We start from the raw sequence: 16355 nt of genomic DNA, 5'->3' as shown, positions 1-16355 counted from the left end.
TGGATCTCTTGATCAATGCTGAGTGACCAGGTCGACGGGTTGATCGTCCCGGTCAACTTGCGATGGCGGTCGCCGTCACGAGCTCGCGCACCTCGACGACGTCCATACGGGCCGGTGAACCCAGGATCGACGAACCGCAGCTCTCCGGGCGGGGCGGCGCGGACGCGCCCTGGGCGACGACGACCCGCCAGCGGCGTCCGTCCGCGTGGGCGACGGTCACCTCCCAGAGCGGGGCGGCGCCGTTCGTCGCCACGACGCTCAAGGCTTCCGCCCGGTACTCGCCGACCGCTGTACGCACGGTCAGTTCGGCCGCCTGACCGGGCCGTTCCCACGCCGAGTTCCCGCGGCACCCCGCCACGACGATCCGTCCCTCCTTGGCGGCGTGCAGGGCGTCCTTGACGGCATGGGCCTCGGCGCGGCCGTAGGCGTAGCCGTACGGCAGGACGAGCAGCGTGGGTGAGAAGCGATGTCCACCCAGATGGGTGACCTCCCAGACGCCTTCCACTCCGGAGGAGGCGAGTTCCGCGGCCAGCGGGCGGCCGAGCAGCGCACAGCAGCGGTCGCGCTTGCCGTTGGTGCAGACGAGCGCGAGCGGGTCCCCCGTGTGCGGGCGCGCCCCGAGGACCGAGTCGAAGCCGCGGTGCTCGCCGCGGCCCAGTGCGCCGAAGTCGAGGCCCAGCAGGTCGCGCGGCTCGCTGACCGTGGCGGAACGCAGCCAGATCCGGCCCGGCACGGTGTGGGCGGCGTACACCTGCCGCACGGTGGGAGTGCCGCAGTCCGCGTGGCGGCCGGGGCGGCGGATGAGCGCGATCCGTACGCCCGTGCCCTTCGTGGCCGCCTCCAGGGCGCGGCCCACGGCCGGGTCCAGATGGCTCGACGTGAGCGCCTTGGCGCCCCAGGGGCCCGGCTGCTCCAACAGCAGCCAGGTCCGCGCGGTGGCGGCGGTTCCCGCCAGAGGCTCGTCGAGCTCCTGGGACGCGGTTGAGCACGTACTCACAGAGGTGAGCCTAACCTGACTTGGCCCGGCGTGACGTCCGGGTGGGTCCGCGAGCTACTCCGGCAGGGGCTGAGGCGGCTTCGGGCCCACGTAGTGCCCGCTCGGGCGCATGCGCAGCGGACGTTCGCCGTACTCCTCCAGGGCGTGCGCGATCCACCCCGCCGTGCGAGCGACGGCGAAGATCGTCTCGCCCGCCGTCGCCTGCATGCCGCTGGAGGCCGTGAACACGGCGAGGGCCAGATCGACGTTGGCGTGCAGCGGGGTGTGCCGGGCGGTGGTGGCCACGATGTCGCGGGCCGCCGCAAGGGCGGGCGCGGCCCGCGGGATGTCCTCCAGCAGACCGAACAGGACACGCGCGCGTGGGTCCTCGCCCGGGTAGAGCCGGTGGCCGAGGCCCGGGATGCGGCGGCCGGCGCGGAGTTCGTCGGCGATCACGGGGGCCGCGTCACCCTCGTCGAGCACGTCCATCAACAGCCGGTGGGCGACTTTGCTGGCCGCCCCGTGCAACGGGCCCTCGAGCACCCCGAGCCCGGCGGAGACGGCCGCGTAGGCGTGGGCACGGGCCGAGGCGGCGACGCGCACCGCGAGGGTCGAGGCGGCGAGGTCGTGGTCCACGAGCAGGGCGAGGGCCGTGTCCAGCACCCGCAGTGAGGCCTCGTCGGCGTCCCGGCCGGTCAGCCTGGCCCAGAGCCGGTGGGCCAGCGGGCCCTCGTCCCGGTGGCCGCGCCGGGCCGGCAGAGCGGCGACCAGCGTGGGGATGAGGGTGCGCGCGGTGCCCAGCACGGCGTCCTCGGAGAGGTCGAAGCGCAGCGGGTCCGCGACGGCGGCGGCGATCGCCGCCACCCGCAACCGGTCGGTGGGGCCGGTGTGTTCGGGCAGCGCGTCGACGGCGCGGCGGGCCGTGGCGACGGAGGTCTCGGGGGCCGTGAAGGTGATGCCCGGGCGCAGAGTGCCGGTCCACAGCCACTCGGCGACCTCTTCGTAGGAGTGGCGGGTGGCCAGTTCGGTGGCGTCCACGCCCCGGAAGTAGTACCGGTCCGACTCGATGAGCGTGATGCGGGTGCGCACGGACAGTTCGCCGCCGGAGGCCGGGGTCCCGCCGCTGTCCCGCCTGTTGCGCCGGGCGAGTGCCTCCACCTCCGCCGCCTCGAAGGTGCTGCCTCGGCCGCCGGGCACACGGCGGCTGCTGAGCTGGCCGCGGCTGACGTAGGCGTAGACCGTCTCGGGCTTCACGCCCAGCAGTTCGGCGGCTTCCTTGGTCGTCAGCCGTCGGTCGGCGTGCCCGGGGGAGGGTTCTTGATCGTGCATGGGGGTCACCGTATCGGCCTCACGATGTGTGGCTTGATGCATTGCCTGAATTGATCTTTGATAGGCATCAGATTGATTCAATCAATATTGACAGAGATCGAGTCAAGCATGGACAGTCAAATCAAGTCCAGGGAGGAAAATCATGTCCGTCAAGTCCACCAACAGGTCACCAGTGGCCACCGTCGACGTACCCCGCGGCCTCGCCGGCGTCGTCGTCACCGACACCGAGATCGGGGATGTCCGGGGGCTGGAGGGCTTCTACCACTACCGCCAGTACTCGGCCGTCGACCTCGCGCAGACCCGGGGCTTCGAGGACGTCTGGCATCTCCTGGTCCACGGCGAACTGCCGGACGCGGCACGGCGCACGGCCTTCACGGCCGAGACGGCGGCGCTGCGCCGGCTGCCCGACGAGGTGCGGGAGGTGCTTCCCGCGATCGCGGCCGCGAGCGGACGGTCCGGTCCGCTGGCCGGCATGCGTACCGCGCTGTCGCTGCTCGGGGCGGCGAAGGGGTTCCGGCCGGTGTACGACATCGACGCGGACGAGCGGCGGCGCGACACGTTGGCCGCGACCGCCGCCGTACCGACCCTGCTGACGGCGCTCCACCGGCTGGGCCGGGGGCTGGAACCGGTGGAGCCGCGGGACGACCTGTCGTTCGCGGCGAACTACCTCTACATGCTGACGGGTTCGGAACCGGACGCGAGGCGGGCGCGGGCGGTCGAGCAATACCTGATCTCAACCATTGACCACGGTTTCAACGCGTCAACCTTCACCGCGCGTGTCATCGCGTCGACCGGGGCGGATGTGGCGGCTTGCCTGGTCGGAGCGGTGGGGGCGCTCTCGGGGCCGCTCCACGGCGGTGCTCCCAGTCGGGCGCTGGACACACTGGACGCGATCGGCACGCCCGACCGTATCGACTCCTGGATCCGGGAACGGGTCCTCGCCGGTGACCGCATCATGGGTTTCGGGCACGCCGTCTATCGCACGGAGGACCCGCGTTCCCGGATGCTCCGTGAAGTGGCCAGGAGCTTCGGCGGCCCTCGCGTGGAGTTCGCGGTGGAGGTCGAGCGCCGGGTGGAGGCGATACTGGCGGAGCTGAAGCCCGGTCGCGAACTCCACACGAACGTCGAGTTCTACGCGGGCGTTGTCATGGAACTGTGCGGGCTGCCCCGCGAGATGTTCACGCCGACCTTCGCGGCGGCGCGGGTGGTGGGCTGGAGCGCCAACATCCTCGAACAGGCCCAGGACCGAAAGATCATCAGGCCGACGGCGCGGTATGTGGGGCCGGGGGTGCCGGTGGCGGTGCCGACGGCGCGCTGAGTGATACCCGGGATCTTGAAGCCGTCCGGTGGCTGGCCCGGTCGGCGTGCGGGCTCGGTCAAGACCTGTCGGGAAAGATCACCCGTACGACTCATCGTAAACGGCAGCCCCAGAGGCATCGGAGTCGATATCTTGTCGCCTGGCCCTCTCCAGGCGCTCCGGCGAACACCCCTGCGCACGGGGAGCGCACTCCGACGTGCATTGACCGCTGGCGAACCACAGTGTGCAGTGAATCGGATCCGTCACCCGCACATCAGAGGGCACCCCCCATCCCTCTGAGCGACAAGGCGGTACCAGTCCGTGAAAATCGTGCGACGTGTCGGGGCTTCCCCCAGGGAGCGCGGCAGCACCACCGGGCAGACATGCCCCGACATCTTCGAGCTCAGCACCGGCGACTTCGCCGTGATCGGGCGCGAAGCGACCGCGGAACTCGACCCCGAGCTCCCGTCAGACGCCGCACGAGCCGACTACGAGCGGATCGTGGTCATCACTCGCGAGACCCTCTTGCGCGCCAAGCGCGACATCCCTGACGCCTGAAAGACGCCTGACCGGGGCCGCGACCTACCGGCGCCGCGGGTCAGACCGTCTCGTCCGGCGGCTCCCCGACGACCCACCACTCGTCGGTGTCGGCGTCGTCGAGTTCCTGAATGAGATCGTCCATCATCTGTCCCAGGATGTACTCCTCAGACGTCCTGGGCAGACTCTTCCTGTGGTGACGGGTGGCCTCCCAGTACTCGCGGAACACTTTGTTCTGGCACATGACCCGGAGATGGCCGTAGAGCTCCGCCTGGGACAGCGCCCCGATCCGGTAGAAGTACAGGTTGTTGATGTAGAGCGCGTTGGCGAAGAGGAACTGGCGCTGCTTGTCCAGGGGGATCTGCGCCTCGTATGTGTCCAGGACCGCGGCCAGGGCCGGATCGTCCATGGCCTTGCAGAGCAGGTCGAACGAGAGCCGGTGCTGTTCGGTCAGAGCGGCCTTCCTGCGGTGGCGCGCTACCGGCATGCCGATCGAATCGACGACGACCGCGATCCTCGCCTTCGCAGCCGAAACGATCCTCCGAATGCCTTCGCTCTGTGTGGCCATGTCAACCCCCGAATCAGGCGGCCGTCCGCCGGTCGTCGGGGTGCGGGTCGACTGGAGGGGACCGGCGAGCGGTGGGCGGCGCTTGCCGTCTCCCAGGGTGCCGAGCGGCTCTGATCGGCGGGGGAGGCGGAGAGGAGGCGCACGGAGGGAAGCGAGGGTCGCACACTCCGGCGCCTTCCCCAACGTCTGCCCCGCAAGTGCTGCTAACAATCGTTCACTTCGCAGTGATTCTTCCGGCTCGTATCCTGATCCGGCATTCAAACCACGTACGTGCGCCGCCAGCGCGATCCGGCGCACACGGCAGTGTGAAAGAGGTCGTACGTTGCGTCAGCCGAGCCCCGGACATCGGCAGATCCCGGTCGTCGTACTCGCCGGATTCCTCGGCTCGGGGAAGACCACGCTCCTCAACCATCTGCTGCACCGCAGCGGAGGCAGTCGGATCGGGGCGATCGTCAACGACTTCGGGGCCATCGAGATCGACGCGATGGCCGTGGCCGGGGCCCTCGGCGACTCGACCGTCTCACTCGGCAACGGCTGCCTGTGCTGCGCCGTCGACGTCAGCGAACTCGACGGCTATCTCGACCGGCTGGCCGCGCCCTCCGCCGGCATCGACGTCATCGTCATCGAGGCCAGCGGGCTCGCCGAGCCCCAGGAGCTGGTGCGGATGGTGCTGGCCTCCGAGCATCCGGGGATCGTGTACGGCGGGCTCGTCGAGGTCGTCGACGCCGCCGAGTTCGACGACACCCGCGCCAGGCATCCCGCGATCGACCGGCATCTCGCCCTCGCCGATCTCGTCGTCGTCAACAAGGTCGACCGGGCGGAGGAAGGGGGGCAGAGGGTTCTGGGGCTCGTTCGGTCGCTCGTCGATCGTGCCGCCGTCGTGGCGGCCACCTACGGCCGCGTCGACCCGGAGTTCCTCTTCGACTGCCGGCCGAGCGAGGAGCGCGTCGGGCAGCTCTCCTTCGACGATCTGCACGAACACAACGAGGACGAACACGACGAGCACGAACGCGATGAGCACGGACACGGGGAGCATGGACATGGGGAGGGCGGGCACGCCGAGGACATGCACGACCAAGACGGACACGCCGAAGACAGGCACGCCGCGCATCTGCACGTCGGGTACGACAGCCTCTCCTTCGCCGCCGAGACACCCATGGACCCACGCCGGTTGATGGCGTTCCTCGACAGCCGGCCCGTGGGGCTGTACCGGATCAAGGGGTACGTCGACTTCGGCGCGTACGACGTCCGCAACCGTTACGCCGTGCATGCCGTGGGGCGCTTCCTGCGGTTCTACCCGGAGCCGTGGCCGGCCGGTGCCCCACGCCTCACCCAGCTCGTCCTCATCGGCTCCGGCATCGACGCGCCCGCCCTCCGCAAGGAGCTGGAGGCCGGCACGAGCGACGCCCCGCACACCGCCGATGAGCACGGCATGTGGGGCGTCCTGCGGTACGTCCAGGATCCCGGCGAGCAGGACCCCGCGTCCTAGACCGGGCCCGCCACCACGGCCACCGTCTTCGGCAGGGACACGCCCGAGCCGTCGCGGCGCGGGTCGATCTCCGGCAGGTCGGCGGGGGTGCCGTTCTTCTGGGCCGCCTTGGCCGGTGTGGCGCCCGCCCAGGCCAGCGACAGGCAGTCCTCGCCCTTGAGGAACCGCTGGCAGCGGACACCGCCGGTGGCGCGGCCCTTGCGCGGGTACTGGTCGAAGGGGGTCAGCTTGGCCGTCGTCTGGACCGAGTCGTCGAGCGTGCCGCGGGAGCCCGCCACCGTGAAGACCACCGCGTCCGCCGCCGGGTCCACCGCCGTGAAGCAGATGACCTTCGCGCCGTCGGCGAGCTTGATGCCCGCCATGCCGCCCGCCGGACGGCCCTGCGGACGCACCTGGGCGGCCTGGTAGCGCAGCAGCTGGGCGTCGTCCGTGATGAAGACGAGGTCCTCCTCGCCGGTGCGCAGCTCCACCGCGCCGACGATCCGGTCGCCCTCCTTGAGGGTGATGACCTCCAACTCCTCCTTGTTGGACGGGTAGTCGGGGACCACACGCTTGACGACGCCCTGCTCGGTGCCGAGGGCCAGACCGGGGGAGGACTCGTCGAGGGTGGTCAGGCAGACCACCGTCTCGTCGTCCTCCAGGGAGAGGAACTCCGACAGGGGGGCTCCGCCCGCGAGGTTCGGGGCCGACGCCGTCTCCGGCAGCTGCGGGAGGTCCACGACGTTGATCCGCAGCAGACGGCCGGTGGACGTCACCGCGCCGATCTCTCCGCGGGCCGTGGCCGGGACCGCGGAGACGATCACGTCGTGCTTCACGCGCCGGCCGTCGGCGTCCTCAGGGAAGGGCTCGCCGTTCGCCGTGCGGGCCAGCAGACCGGTCGAGGAGAGCAGCACCCGGCACGGGTCGTCCGCGACCTGCAGCGGTACGGCGGCGGCCGGGGCGCCGGAGGACTCCAGCAGGACCGTACGGCGCTCGGTGCCGAACTTCTTGGCCACCTGCGCCAGTTCGTTGGAGACCAGCTTGCGCAGCTCCGCGTCCGAGTCCAGGATCCGGGTCAGCTCCGCGATCTCCGCGTTGAGCCGCTCCTTCTCCGACTCCAGCTCGATGCGGTCGTACTTGGTGAGGCGGCGCAGCGGCGTGTCGAGGATGTACTGGGTCTGGATCTCCGAGAGCGAGAAGCGCTCCATCAGGAGTTCCTTGGCCTGCGCGCTGTTCTCGCTGGAGCGGATCAGGCGGATGACCTCGTCGATGTCGACCAGCGCCGTTAGCAGGCCCTCCACCAGGTGCAGCCGGTCGCGGCGCTTGGTGCGGCGGAACTCGCTGCGACGCCGGACGACGTCGAAGCGGTGGTCGAGGTAGACCTCCAGGAGCTCCTTGAGGCCGAGGGTGAGCGGCTGGCCGTCCACCAGGGCGACGTTGTTGATGCCGAAGGACTCCTCCATCGGCGTCAGCTTGTACAGCTGCTCCAGGACGGCCTCCGGCACGAAGCCGTTCTTGATCTCGATGACCAGGCGCAGGCCGTGCTCGCGGTCGGTGAGGTCCTTGACGTCGGCGATGCCCTGGATCTTCTTCGAACCGACCAGGTCCTTGATCTTGGCGATCACCTTCTCCGGACCGACCGTGAAGGGCAGTTCGGTGACGACCAGGCCCTTGCGGCGGGCGGTGACGGTCTCCACCTCGACGGTGGCGCGCATCTTGAAGGTGCCGCGGCCCGTCTCGTACGCGTCCCGGATGCCGGAGAGCCCCACGATGCGGCCGCCGGTGGGCAGGTCGGGGCCCGGGACGTGCTTCATCAGGGTGTCCAGGTCCGCGTTCGGGTAGCGGATCAGGTGGCGGGCGGCCGCGATCACCTCGCCGAGGTTGTGCGGCGGCATGTTCGTCGCCATACCGACCGCGATGCCCGAGGCGCCGTTGACCAGCAGGTTCGGGAAGGCGGCGGGCAGGGCGACCGGCTCCTGCTCCTGGCCGTCGTAGTTCGGGGCGAAGTCGACCGTGTCCTCGTCGATCGACTCCGTCATCAGGCTCGTGGCCTGCGCCTGGCGGCACTCGGTGTACCGCATGGCGGCGGGCGGGTCGTCATTGCCCAGCGAGCCGAAGTTGCCGTGGCCGTCGACGAGCGGCACGCGCATGGAGAAGGGCTGGGCCATGCGCACCAGGGCGTCGTAGATCGACGCGTCGCCGTGCGGGTGCAGCTTGCCCATGACCTCGCCGACCACGCGCGCGCACTTCACATAGCCGCGGTCGGGACGCAGGCCCATCTCGTTCATCTGGTAGACGATGCGCCGGTGCACCGGCTTGAGGCCGTCGCGGGCGTCGGGCAGGGCGCGGGAGTAGATGACCGAGTACGCGTACTCGAGGAAGGAGCCCTGCATCTCGTCGACGACGTCGATGTCGAGGATGCGCTCCTCGAACGAGTCGTCGGGCGGCGGGGTCTTCGTGCTGCGGCGGGCCATCGCTGCCGGCTCCTCTTTTCTGGTCGCTCGCCTACGGGTCGCTCACGGCCCCTTCGGCTCACGCTTGCTGAAGCATGAACGGGATCTGACGCCACCATTGTGGACCGCTGCACTGACAACGCGGGCCAGGACCCGGTGCGGCGGTCCGGTCCGCCGGTGCGGGCACCGTCGGGCGCGGCTGCCCGCAGGCTACGCGATCCGCTGTGGGCGTACGTCGTCCGGGAACTTCGCCGTGGCTGCGCACGCTTGCATACAGTGGCAGGACCGGCAGCAAAACCGCGGTGTCAGCCACCGCATCGGCGATCGAAGGGACGTACATGCCCATGGGTCACACGGCCACAGACCAGGCAGGCACCGGGGGCCTGACAGCGACCGAGCACCGCCTGGCCAACGGCCTGCGCGTGGTGCTCTCCGAGGACCACCTGACCCCGGTCGCGGCGGTGTGCCTCTGGTACGACGTCGGCTCGCGCCACGAAGTCAAGGGCCGTACCGGCCTTGCTCACCTTTTCGAGCACCTGATGTTCCAGGGCTCGGGCCAGGTAAAGGGCAACGGCCACTTCGAGCTGGTGCAGGGGGCCGGCGGCTCGCTCAACGGCACCACCAGCTTCGAGCGCACCAACTACTTCGAGACCATGCCCGCCCACCAGCTGGAGCTCGCCCTCTGGCTCGAGGCCGACCGCATGGGCTCCCTGCTGGCCGCCCTGGACGACGAGTCCATGGAGAACCAGCGGGACGTCGTGAAGAACGAGCGCCGGCAGCGCTACGACAACGTCCCGTACGGCACCGCCTTCGAGAAGCTGACCGCCCTCGCCTACCCGGAGGGCCACCCCTACCACCACACCCCGATCGGCTCGATGGCCGACCTGGACGCGGCGACGCTGGAGGACGCGCGCGCGTTCTTCCGCACCTACTACGCGCCCAACAACGCCGTGCTGTCGGTCGTCGGCGACATCGATCCCGAGCAGACGCTCGCCTGGGTGGAGAAGTACTTCGGCTCCATCCCCTCCCACGACGGCAAGCCCGCCCCCCGGGACGGCACCCTGCCGGACGTGATCGGCGAGCAGCTGCGCGAGGTCGTCGAGGAGGAGGTGCCCGCGCGTGCGTTGATGGCCGCCTACCGGCTGCCGCACGACGGCACACGCGCGTGCGACGCGGCCGACGTGGCGCTGACCGTCCTCGGCAGCGGCGAGTCCTCCCGCCTCTACAACCGGCTGGTACGGCGCGACCGTACGGCCGTCGCGGCCGGCTTCGGCCTGCTGCGGCTCGCCGGGGCGCCCTCCCTGGGCTGGCTGGACGTGAAGACCTCCGGGGACGTCGAGGTCCCGGTCATCGAGGCCGCCATCGACGAGGAGCTCGCCCGGTTCGCCGAGGAGGGCCCGACGGCCGAGGAAATGGAGCGCGCCCAGGCCCAGTTGGAGCGCGAATGGCTGGACCGGCTCGGCACGGTCGCGGGCCGCGCCGACGAACTGTGCCGTTACGCCGTCCTGTTCGGCGACCCGCAGCTCGCCCTGACCGCGGTCAAGCGCGTCCTGGAGGTGACCCGGGAGGAGGTCCGCGAGGTCGCGGCGGCCCGCCTGCGCCCCGACAACCGCGCGGTGCTGGTGTACGAGCCGGTCTCCGCGGAGACCGCCGAGGACGCCGATCCGCCCGAAGACCCCGAGGCCGAGGCCACCGTCGAGGCCGGCGACAAGAACGAGGAGGCGGCCAAGTGACCGAGCTCGCCGCGATGGAGTTCCACCCGCAGCCCCAGGCGGGCGAGGCCCGGCCCTGGGCGTTCCCGGCGCCCACGCGCGGGGCGCTCGACAACGGCCTGACCGTGCTGCGCTGCCACCGCCCCGGCCAGCAGGTCGTCGCCGTGGAGGTCCTGCTGGACGCGCCCCTGGAGGCCGAGCCGGCCGGCTTCGACGGCGTCGCCACGATCATGGCGCGCGCCTTCTCCGAGGGCACCGACAAGCACTCCGCCGAGGAGTTCGCCGCCGAACTGGAGCGCTGCGGCGCCACCCTCGACGCGCACGCCGACCACCCCGGCGTCCGGCTCAGCCTGGAGGTCCCGGCCTCCCGACTGGCCAAGGCACTCGGTCTGCTCGCCGACGCCCTCAGGGCGCCCGCGTTCGCCGACAGCGAGGTCGAGCGGCTGGTCCGCAACCGCCTCGACGAGATCCCGCACGAGCTGGCCAACCCCTCCCGGCGCGCCGCCAAGGAGCTCTCCAAGGAGCTGTTCCCGGCCGGCTCGCGCATGTCGCGCCCCCGCCAGGGCACCGAGGAGACCGTCGAGAAGATCGACGCTGCGGCCGTGCGCGCCTTCTACGACCGTCACGTCCGGCCCGCGACGGCCACCGCGGTGGTCGTCGGCGACCTCACCGGGATCGACCTCGACGCCCTGCTCGGCGAGACCCTCGGGGCGTGGACGGGCTCCAGGGCCGAGCCCCGCCCGGTGCCTCCGGTGACGGCCGACGACACCGGGCGCGTGGTCATCGTCGACCGTCCCGGCGCCGTCCAGACGCAGCTGCTCATCGGCCGCGTCGGGCCCGACCGGCACGACCGCGTGTGGCCCGCGCAGGTCCTCGGCACGTACTGCCTGGGCGGCACCCTCACCTCCCGCCTGGACCGCGTCCTGCGCGAGGAGAAGGGCTACACCTACGGCGTGCGGGCCTTCGGCCAGGTCCTGCGCTCCGCCCCGGACGGCACGGGCGCGTCGATGCTCGCCATCAGCGGCTCCGTCGACACCCCGAACACCGGCCCGGCGCTCGACGACCTCTGGAAGGTGCTGCGCACGCTCGCCGAGGGAGGCCTCACGGACGCCGAGCGCGACGTCGCCGTGCAGAACCTCGTCGGGGTGGCGCCGCTGAAGTACGAGACGGCGGCGGCCGTCGCGAGCACGCTGGCCGACCAGGTCGAGCAGCATCTGCCGGACGACTACCAGGCGACGCTGTACCAGCAGCTCGCCGCGACCGGCACCGTGGAGGCCACCGCGGCGGTCGTGAACGCCTTCCCCGTCGACCGGTTGGTGACCGTCCTGGTCGGGGACGCGGCGCAGATCAAGGGGCCTGTAGAGGCCCTGAACATCGGTGAAGTGACCGTGGTGTCCGCCGAGTAGCGGCATGCTGCGGGGCGGGGCCCTGGTGACGGAAGCGTCACCAGGGCCCTCTTATGTCCGAATTGAAGAACCTTGAAGGCAATTGACGGAAAATTGAAGGAGAGTGGGCTGTTTGCCCTGTGGGATGCGCTACAAACACCCTGATCCGTTTGGGAATTGAAAGTGGCCCCGTTTAGCGTCGTCCGGGCTGTCCGTCAGGCAGTGCGCCGCACCCGCGGCACCGGACAGTCATCGCCGAGTCCCCGTACGGCGCGAGCCAGGGGAGCCGGGGACCCACCGCAGTCCCTGGGGTGAATCGGACGCCCGCGCGCGCAGCGAGGGTGTCCGTAGGAGACCTTCCTGCTCCGAACCCGTCAGCTAACCCGGTAGGCGAGAGGGAAGGAAAGGAACAGCCTGTACATGGCGTTCATGTGCGCCACCGGGAAGCACCGTCGTCCCAGCCGGATCAAGCGCTCCACGGCCCAGGCCGCCGGCGTCGCGGCTCTCGCCACCACCGGTGTCATCGGCGCCCTCGCGGCTCCCGCGCTCGCCGCCGACAACGCGGCCGACGCCGTCCAGCAGACCGGTCTCACCCCCGTCATCACCATCGGCGACTCGATCGCCGCCAAGATCGACGCGCAGGCCGACGCGCAGAAGCAGGCCGCCGAGATGGCCGCCCGCAAGAAGGCGGCCGAGGAGGCCGCGCGCAAGAAGGCCGAGGCGGAGGCCAAGAAGGCCCGCGAGGCCAAGGAGCGCGCCGCCCGCGAGGCCGAGCGCAAGCGCCTCAACACCTTCGTCGCCCCGATCTCCAACTCGTACGTCTCCACGGGCTACAAGGCCAGCAGTTCCCTGTGGTCCTCGGGCAGCCACACCGGCATCGACTTCCACGCCGCGACCGGCACGACCGTGCACGCCGTCGGCTACGGCACGGTCGTGCAGACCGGCTGGGGCGGTGCGTACGGCAACCAGATCGTGATCAAGATGAACGACGGCACGTACACCCAGTACGGCCATCTGTCGTCCATCGGCGTCTCCGTCGGCCAGAAGGTCGTCACCGGCCAGCAGATCGGCCTGTCCGGCTCGACCGGCAACACCACCGGGCCGCACCTGCACTTCGAGGCCCGCACGACGCCGGAGTACGGCTCCGACATCGACCCGGTCGCCTACCTGCGCTCGCACGGCGTGAACGTCTGACGGAGGATCGCGAGATCCCGTGAAGCCCCGGCTCCCCGAGCCGGGGCTTTCCGCGTTTCGGTCGTCCCGCTGTCCAAAAAATATCCATGGATTCCGGTCCGCCGTCGGAAATTCCCGCCCTTTGCAATAGAGTCACTGGACACACGTCCATGGTCGACGTTTCACGGGGATTAAGGCGGAGGTCGGACATGCGTATTCCGGCGCACTCGGTGTGCACGGCCATCCGGGACGACATCGTCGCGGGTGTCTACGAGCGCGGCAGCCGCCTCACCGAGGAACTCCTCGCCCGCCGCTACGGCGTCTCGCGCGTCCCCGTCCGCGAGGCCCTGCGCACGCTGGAGGCCGAGGGCTTCGTGGTGACCCGGCGCCACGCGGGCGCGTGCGTCGCGGAACCGACCGAGCAGGAGGCCTCCGACCTGCTGGAGATGCGTCTGCTGCTGGAGCCGCTCGGTGCCTCCCGGGCCGCCCAGCGCCGCACCGAGGCCCATCTGAAGGTGCTGCGCGGCCTGGTCAGACTGGGCCAGGAGCGGGCCAGAAGGGGCAACAGCGAGGATCTGCGCTCCCTGGGCGGCTGGTTCCACGAGACGCTCGCCCAGGCCTCCGGCAGCCCGGCCATGACCTCGACGCTGACCCAGTTGCGCCACAAGATCGCCTGGATGTACGCCGTGGAGGCGCCCGCCGACCCGGTGGAGTCCTGGGCCGAGCACGGGGCGATCGTCGACGCCGTGGCGCGCGGCGACGGCGAACGCGCGCGGGCGGTCACGGCGCTGCACACCGAACGTTCGACCGCCGCGCACCGGCTGCGATTCGGGAGCCAGGAGCGGGCGAACGGTGTGAGGAACTCGCAACATGCCGTAAACATGCCGAGCCTGCGGCATTAACACGGACGCCGTATACAAAGAGGAAAGAATTCGCGGGGGGTTATTTCACGCTGCCCGCCGCCGGGAATTCAGAACCCCCGGCACGGAAAATGCGAAGGGCTCGCCCGGAAATTCGGACGAGCCCTTCCGTGGTGCCGTGGTCAGACGGTCTCGGGAAGCTCCTCGAGCCCTTCGGAGACCAGCTTGGCCAGACGGTCGAGGGCCGCGTCCGCGCCCTCGGCGTCGGAGGCGAGGACGATCTCCTCGCCGCCCTGGGCGCCCAGGCCCAGAACCGCCAGCATGGAGGCCGCGTTGACGGGGTTGCCGTCAGCCTTGGCGATCGTGACCGGGATACCTGCGGCCGTGGCGGCCCGGACGAAGATGGAAGCGGGGCGGGCGTGGAGGCCCTCGGCCCAGCCGACGTTGACGCGGCGCTCAGCCATGTGATGCTGCCCTTCGGTGTTCAGGGTTGTCTAGACCAGTTTCCCACAACGTGAGGCTGCTCCGGACAGGCTCGCGCCGCTCCGGGGTGAGTCGTCGGGCCGCGGCCTCGGCCCGACGTCCGTCCCTCGCGCTGCTTGGTTGTCGTCCACAGACTGCCTCGCGCCGTTGTCGGACGCGAGCCGTACGCTGGGGCCCATGCAGACCTCGTCGGACCGGCACGAGTACCCCGCCCACTGGGAAGCCGACGTGGTGCTGCGCGACGGCGGCACCGCGCGCATCCGCCCCATCACCGTCGATGACGCGGAGCGCCTGGTCAGCTTCTACGAGCAGGTGTCGGACGAGTCGAAGTACTACCGCTTCTTCGCGCCCTACCCGCGACTGTCCGCGAAGGACGTCCACCGCTTCACGCACCACGACTTTGTGGACCGGGTGGGACTCGCGGCCACGGTCGGCGGCGAGTTCATCGCCACCGTACGCTACGACCGCATCGGCGCCGACGGAACGCCTGCGTCGGCGCCCGCCGACGAGGCCGAGGTCGCCTTCCTCGTCCAGGACGCCCACCAGGGCCGCGGCGTCGCCTCCGCGCTCCTGGAGCACATCGCCGCCGTCGCCCGCGAGCGCGGCATCCGCCGCTTCGCCGCCGAGGTGCTGCCCGCCAACACCAAGATGATCAAGGTGTTCACGGACGCCGGCTACACCCAGAAGCGCAGCTTCGAGGACGGCGTCGTCCGCCTCGAGTTCGACCTCGAACCCACCGACCGCTCCCTGGCCGTCCAACGCGCGCGGGAGCAGCGGGCCGAGGCACGGTCCGTACGGCGGCTGCTCGCGCCCGGCTCGGTCGCCGTCGTCGGCACCGGCCGCACCCCCGGCGGAGTGGGCCGCGGCATCCTCGGCAACATCCGGGACGCGGGCTACGCCGGACAGCTGTACGCCGTGAACAAGGCGTTCGGCGAGGACCTGAAGGAACTCGACGGCGTCCCCGCCCACCGCTCGGTGCGGGACATCGACGGACCCGTCGACCTCGTGGTCGTCGCCGTGCCGGCCGAGCACGTCCCCGAGGTCGTCACCGAGTGCGGCGAGCACGGCGTCCAGGGGCTGGTCGTCGTCTCCGCCGGATACGCCGAGAGCGGGCCGGACGGACGCGAGCGGCAGCGCGAACTCGTCCGGCACGCGCGCGCGTACGGCATGCGGATCATCGGCCCGAACGCCTTCGGCGTCATCAACACCTCCCCGCAGGTGCGGCTCAACGCCTCCCTCGCCCCCGAGATGCCCCGCGCCGGCCGCATCGGCCTGTTCGCCCAGTCCGGCGCCATCGGCATCGCCCTGCTGTCGCGGCTGCACCGGCGCGGCGGCGGTGTCACGGGCGTCACGGGGGTGTCCACCTTCGTCTCCTCCGGCAACCGCGCGGACGTCTCCGGCAACGACGTCATCCAGTACTGGTACGACGACCCGGACACCGACGTCGTCCTGATGTACCTGGAGTCCATCGGCAACCCCCGCAAGTTCACCCGCCTCGCCCGGCGCACGGCCGCCGCCAAGCCGCTGGTCGTCGTCCAGGGCGCCGGTTCCGCACCGCAGGGGCACGCCGTACGGGCGACGCGGCTGCCGCACGCGACGGTGTCCGTGCTGCTCAGGCAGGCCGGGGTGATCCGGGTCGACACCATCACCGAGCTCGTCGACGCGGGTCTGCTGCTCGCCCGCCAGCCGCTGCCCAGCGGACCCCGGGTGGCGATCCTGGGCAACTCCGAGTCCCTGGGACTGCTGACGTACGACGCCTGTCTCTCCGAGGGGCTCCGGCCGCACCGCCCGATCGACCTGACCACCGGCGCCACGGCCGGCGACTTCCACGCGGCGCTGCTGCGGGCCCTCGGGGACGACTCCTGCGACGCGGTGGTCGTGACCGCCATCCCGGCCATCGGCGAGGCCTCCGTGGCCGACGCGGAACTGGCCGAGGCGCTGCAGTCGGCTGCCGACCAGGTCCCCGGCAAGCCGGTCCTCGTCGTGCACGTGGAGCTCGGCGGGCTCGCGGAGGCGCTGTCGGCGGCGGCCGGCACCGCGCCCGAACCGGACGCCGCGGCCAGCGGAACCCGCAGGCTGCGCCCCTCGCAGCAGCTGCCCGCCCCGGTCCCCGC

General features: G+C 71.0%; 13 protein-coding genes and 1 riboswitch. Of the genes, 8 read left to right on the top strand and 5 right to left on the bottom strand.

Features of this window, described 5'->3' with window-relative positions:
• Positions 1–52 precede the first annotated feature (52 nt).
• A complete protein-coding gene (locus GRC12_RS20160) occupies positions 53–997 on the bottom strand; it encodes a sucrase ferredoxin (protein ID WP_208780701.1) in 945 nt (314 codons plus the stop codon).
• Positions 998–1051: 54 nt separating this feature from the next.
• Positions 1052–2305: a citrate synthase gene (locus GRC12_RS20155; protein ID WP_208780700.1), complete on the bottom strand. Its 1254-nt coding sequence runs from the start codon at positions 2303–2305 to the stop codon at positions 1052–1054.
• A gap of 142 nt (positions 2306–2447) precedes the next feature.
• Here GRC12_RS20155 and GRC12_RS20150 point away from each other — a divergent pair, with 142 nt between their 5' ends.
• Together GRC12_RS20150 and GRC12_RS20145 are read left to right on the top strand one after the other, a co-directional pair.
• Positions 2448–3623: a citrate synthase/methylcitrate synthase gene (locus tag GRC12_RS20150; protein ID WP_208780699.1), complete on the top strand. Its 1176-nt coding sequence runs from the start codon at positions 2448–2450 to the stop codon at positions 3621–3623.
• Positions 3624–3923: 300 nt separating this feature from the next.
• The gene (locus GRC12_RS20145; RefSeq protein ID WP_133046135.1) at positions 3924–4160 is read left to right on the top strand and encodes a hypothetical protein; all 237 of its coding nucleotides are present in this window, start codon (positions 3924–3926) and stop codon (positions 4158–4160) included.
• Positions 4161–4200: 40 nt separating this feature from the next.
• On the opposite strand, the gene GRC12_RS20140 is transcribed toward GRC12_RS20145, so the two are convergent.
• The gene (locus GRC12_RS20140; protein WP_208780698.1) at positions 4201–4707 is read right to left on the bottom strand and encodes a DUF6082 family protein; all 507 of its coding nucleotides are present in this window, start codon (positions 4705–4707) and stop codon (positions 4201–4203) included.
• 322 nt (positions 4708–5029) lie between these two features.
• Between GRC12_RS20140 and GRC12_RS20135 the strand changes: the two genes are divergently transcribed.
• Complete coding sequence (locus tag GRC12_RS20135) at positions 5030–6196, top strand: CobW family GTP-binding protein (RefSeq protein WP_208780697.1); 1167 nt, start codon at positions 5030–5032, stop codon at positions 6194–6196.
• Here the strand turns inward: GRC12_RS20135 and GRC12_RS20130 are convergent.
• Positions 6193–8649, bottom strand: coding sequence for a DNA gyrase/topoisomerase IV subunit A (locus tag GRC12_RS20130; RefSeq protein ID WP_208780696.1), 2457 nt, complete (start codon positions 8647–8649; stop codon positions 6193–6195). The two genes, GRC12_RS20135 and GRC12_RS20130, sit on opposite strands and share 4 nt — an antisense overlap.
• A 317-nt stretch (positions 8650–8966) precedes the next feature.
• On the opposite strand from GRC12_RS20130, the gene GRC12_RS20125 reads away from it, so the two are divergent.
• From GRC12_RS20125 to GRC12_RS20110, 4 genes are all read left to right on the top strand, one after another.
• Positions 8967–10361 (top strand): M16 family metallopeptidase, encoded by a 1395-nt coding sequence (locus GRC12_RS20125; protein WP_208780711.1) that lies wholly within the window; start codon positions 8967–8969, stop codon positions 10359–10361.
• Positions 10358–11746 carry a M16 family metallopeptidase gene (locus GRC12_RS20120; protein WP_208780695.1) on the top strand — a complete coding sequence of 463 codons (1389 nt, stop codon included), beginning with the start codon at positions 10358–10360 and terminating at the stop codon, positions 11744–11746. Before GRC12_RS20125 ends, GRC12_RS20120 begins: the two co-directional genes overlap by 4 nt.
• Positions 11747–11968: 222 nt before the next feature.
• Positions 11969–12133, top strand: a riboswitch (cyclic di-AMP (ydaO/yuaA leader).
• Between the two features lie 12 nt (positions 12134–12145).
• Positions 12146–12919: a M23 family metallopeptidase gene (locus tag GRC12_RS20115; RefSeq protein WP_208780694.1), complete on the top strand. Its 774-nt coding sequence runs from the start codon at positions 12146–12148 to the stop codon at positions 12917–12919.
• 188 nt (positions 12920–13107) lie between these two features.
• Positions 13108–13800, top strand: coding sequence for a GntR family transcriptional regulator (locus GRC12_RS20110; protein WP_133046128.1), 693 nt, complete (start codon positions 13108–13110; stop codon positions 13798–13800).
• Positions 13801–13940: 140 nt separating this feature from the next.
• Here the strand turns inward: GRC12_RS20110 and GRC12_RS20105 are convergent, their stop codons facing one another.
• Positions 13941–14222 carry an HPr family phosphocarrier protein gene (locus GRC12_RS20105; protein WP_016432192.1) on the bottom strand — a complete coding sequence of 94 codons (282 nt, stop codon included), beginning with the start codon at positions 14220–14222 and terminating at the stop codon, positions 13941–13943.
• A 196-nt stretch (positions 14223–14418) separates the two neighbouring features.
• Between GRC12_RS20105 and GRC12_RS20100 the strand changes: the two genes are divergently transcribed.
• The coding region (locus GRC12_RS20100; RefSeq protein ID WP_244373391.1) for a GNAT family N-acetyltransferase at positions 14419–16355 on the top strand (1937 nt) is incomplete at its 3' end.

Source organism: Streptomyces griseorubiginosus (assembly GCF_017614965.1).
Taxonomy (GTDB): Bacteria; Actinomycetota; Actinomycetes; order Streptomycetales; family Streptomycetaceae; genus Streptomyces; species Streptomyces griseorubiginosus_B.
The sequence above is the reverse complement of the archived record's forward strand: the minus strand, read 5'-3'. Positions and strand labels throughout refer to the sequence as shown.

Bases quoted from the DNA above. Each gene is read 5' to 3' on its own strand.
- GRC12_RS20115 (WP_208780694.1), top strand. From the start codon at position 12,146: ATGGCGTTCATGTGCGCCACCGGGAAGCACCGTCGTCCCAGCCGGATC.
- GRC12_RS20105 (WP_016432192.1), bottom strand. From the start codon at position 14,222: ATGGCTGAGCGCCGCGTCAACGTCGGCTGGGCCGAGGGCCTCCACGCC.
- GRC12_RS20155 (WP_208780700.1), bottom strand. From the start codon at position 2,305: ATGCACGATCAAGAACCCTCCCCCGGGCACGCCGACCGACGGCTGACG.
- GRC12_RS20130 (WP_208780696.1), bottom strand. From the start codon at position 8,649: ATGGCCCGCCGCAGCACGAAGACCCCGCCGCCCGACGACTCGTTCGAG.
- GRC12_RS20125 (WP_208780711.1), top strand. From the start codon at position 8,967: ATGCCCATGGGTCACACGGCCACAGACCAGGCAGGCACCGGGGGCCTG.
- GRC12_RS20140 (WP_208780698.1), bottom strand. From the start codon at position 4,707: ATGGCCACACAGAGCGAAGGCATTCGGAGGATCGTTTCGGCTGCGAAG.
- GRC12_RS20150 (WP_208780699.1), top strand. From the start codon at position 2,448: ATGTCCGTCAAGTCCACCAACAGGTCACCAGTGGCCACCGTCGACGTA.
- GRC12_RS20110 (WP_133046128.1), top strand. From the start codon at position 13,108: ATGCGTATTCCGGCGCACTCGGTGTGCACGGCCATCCGGGACGACATC.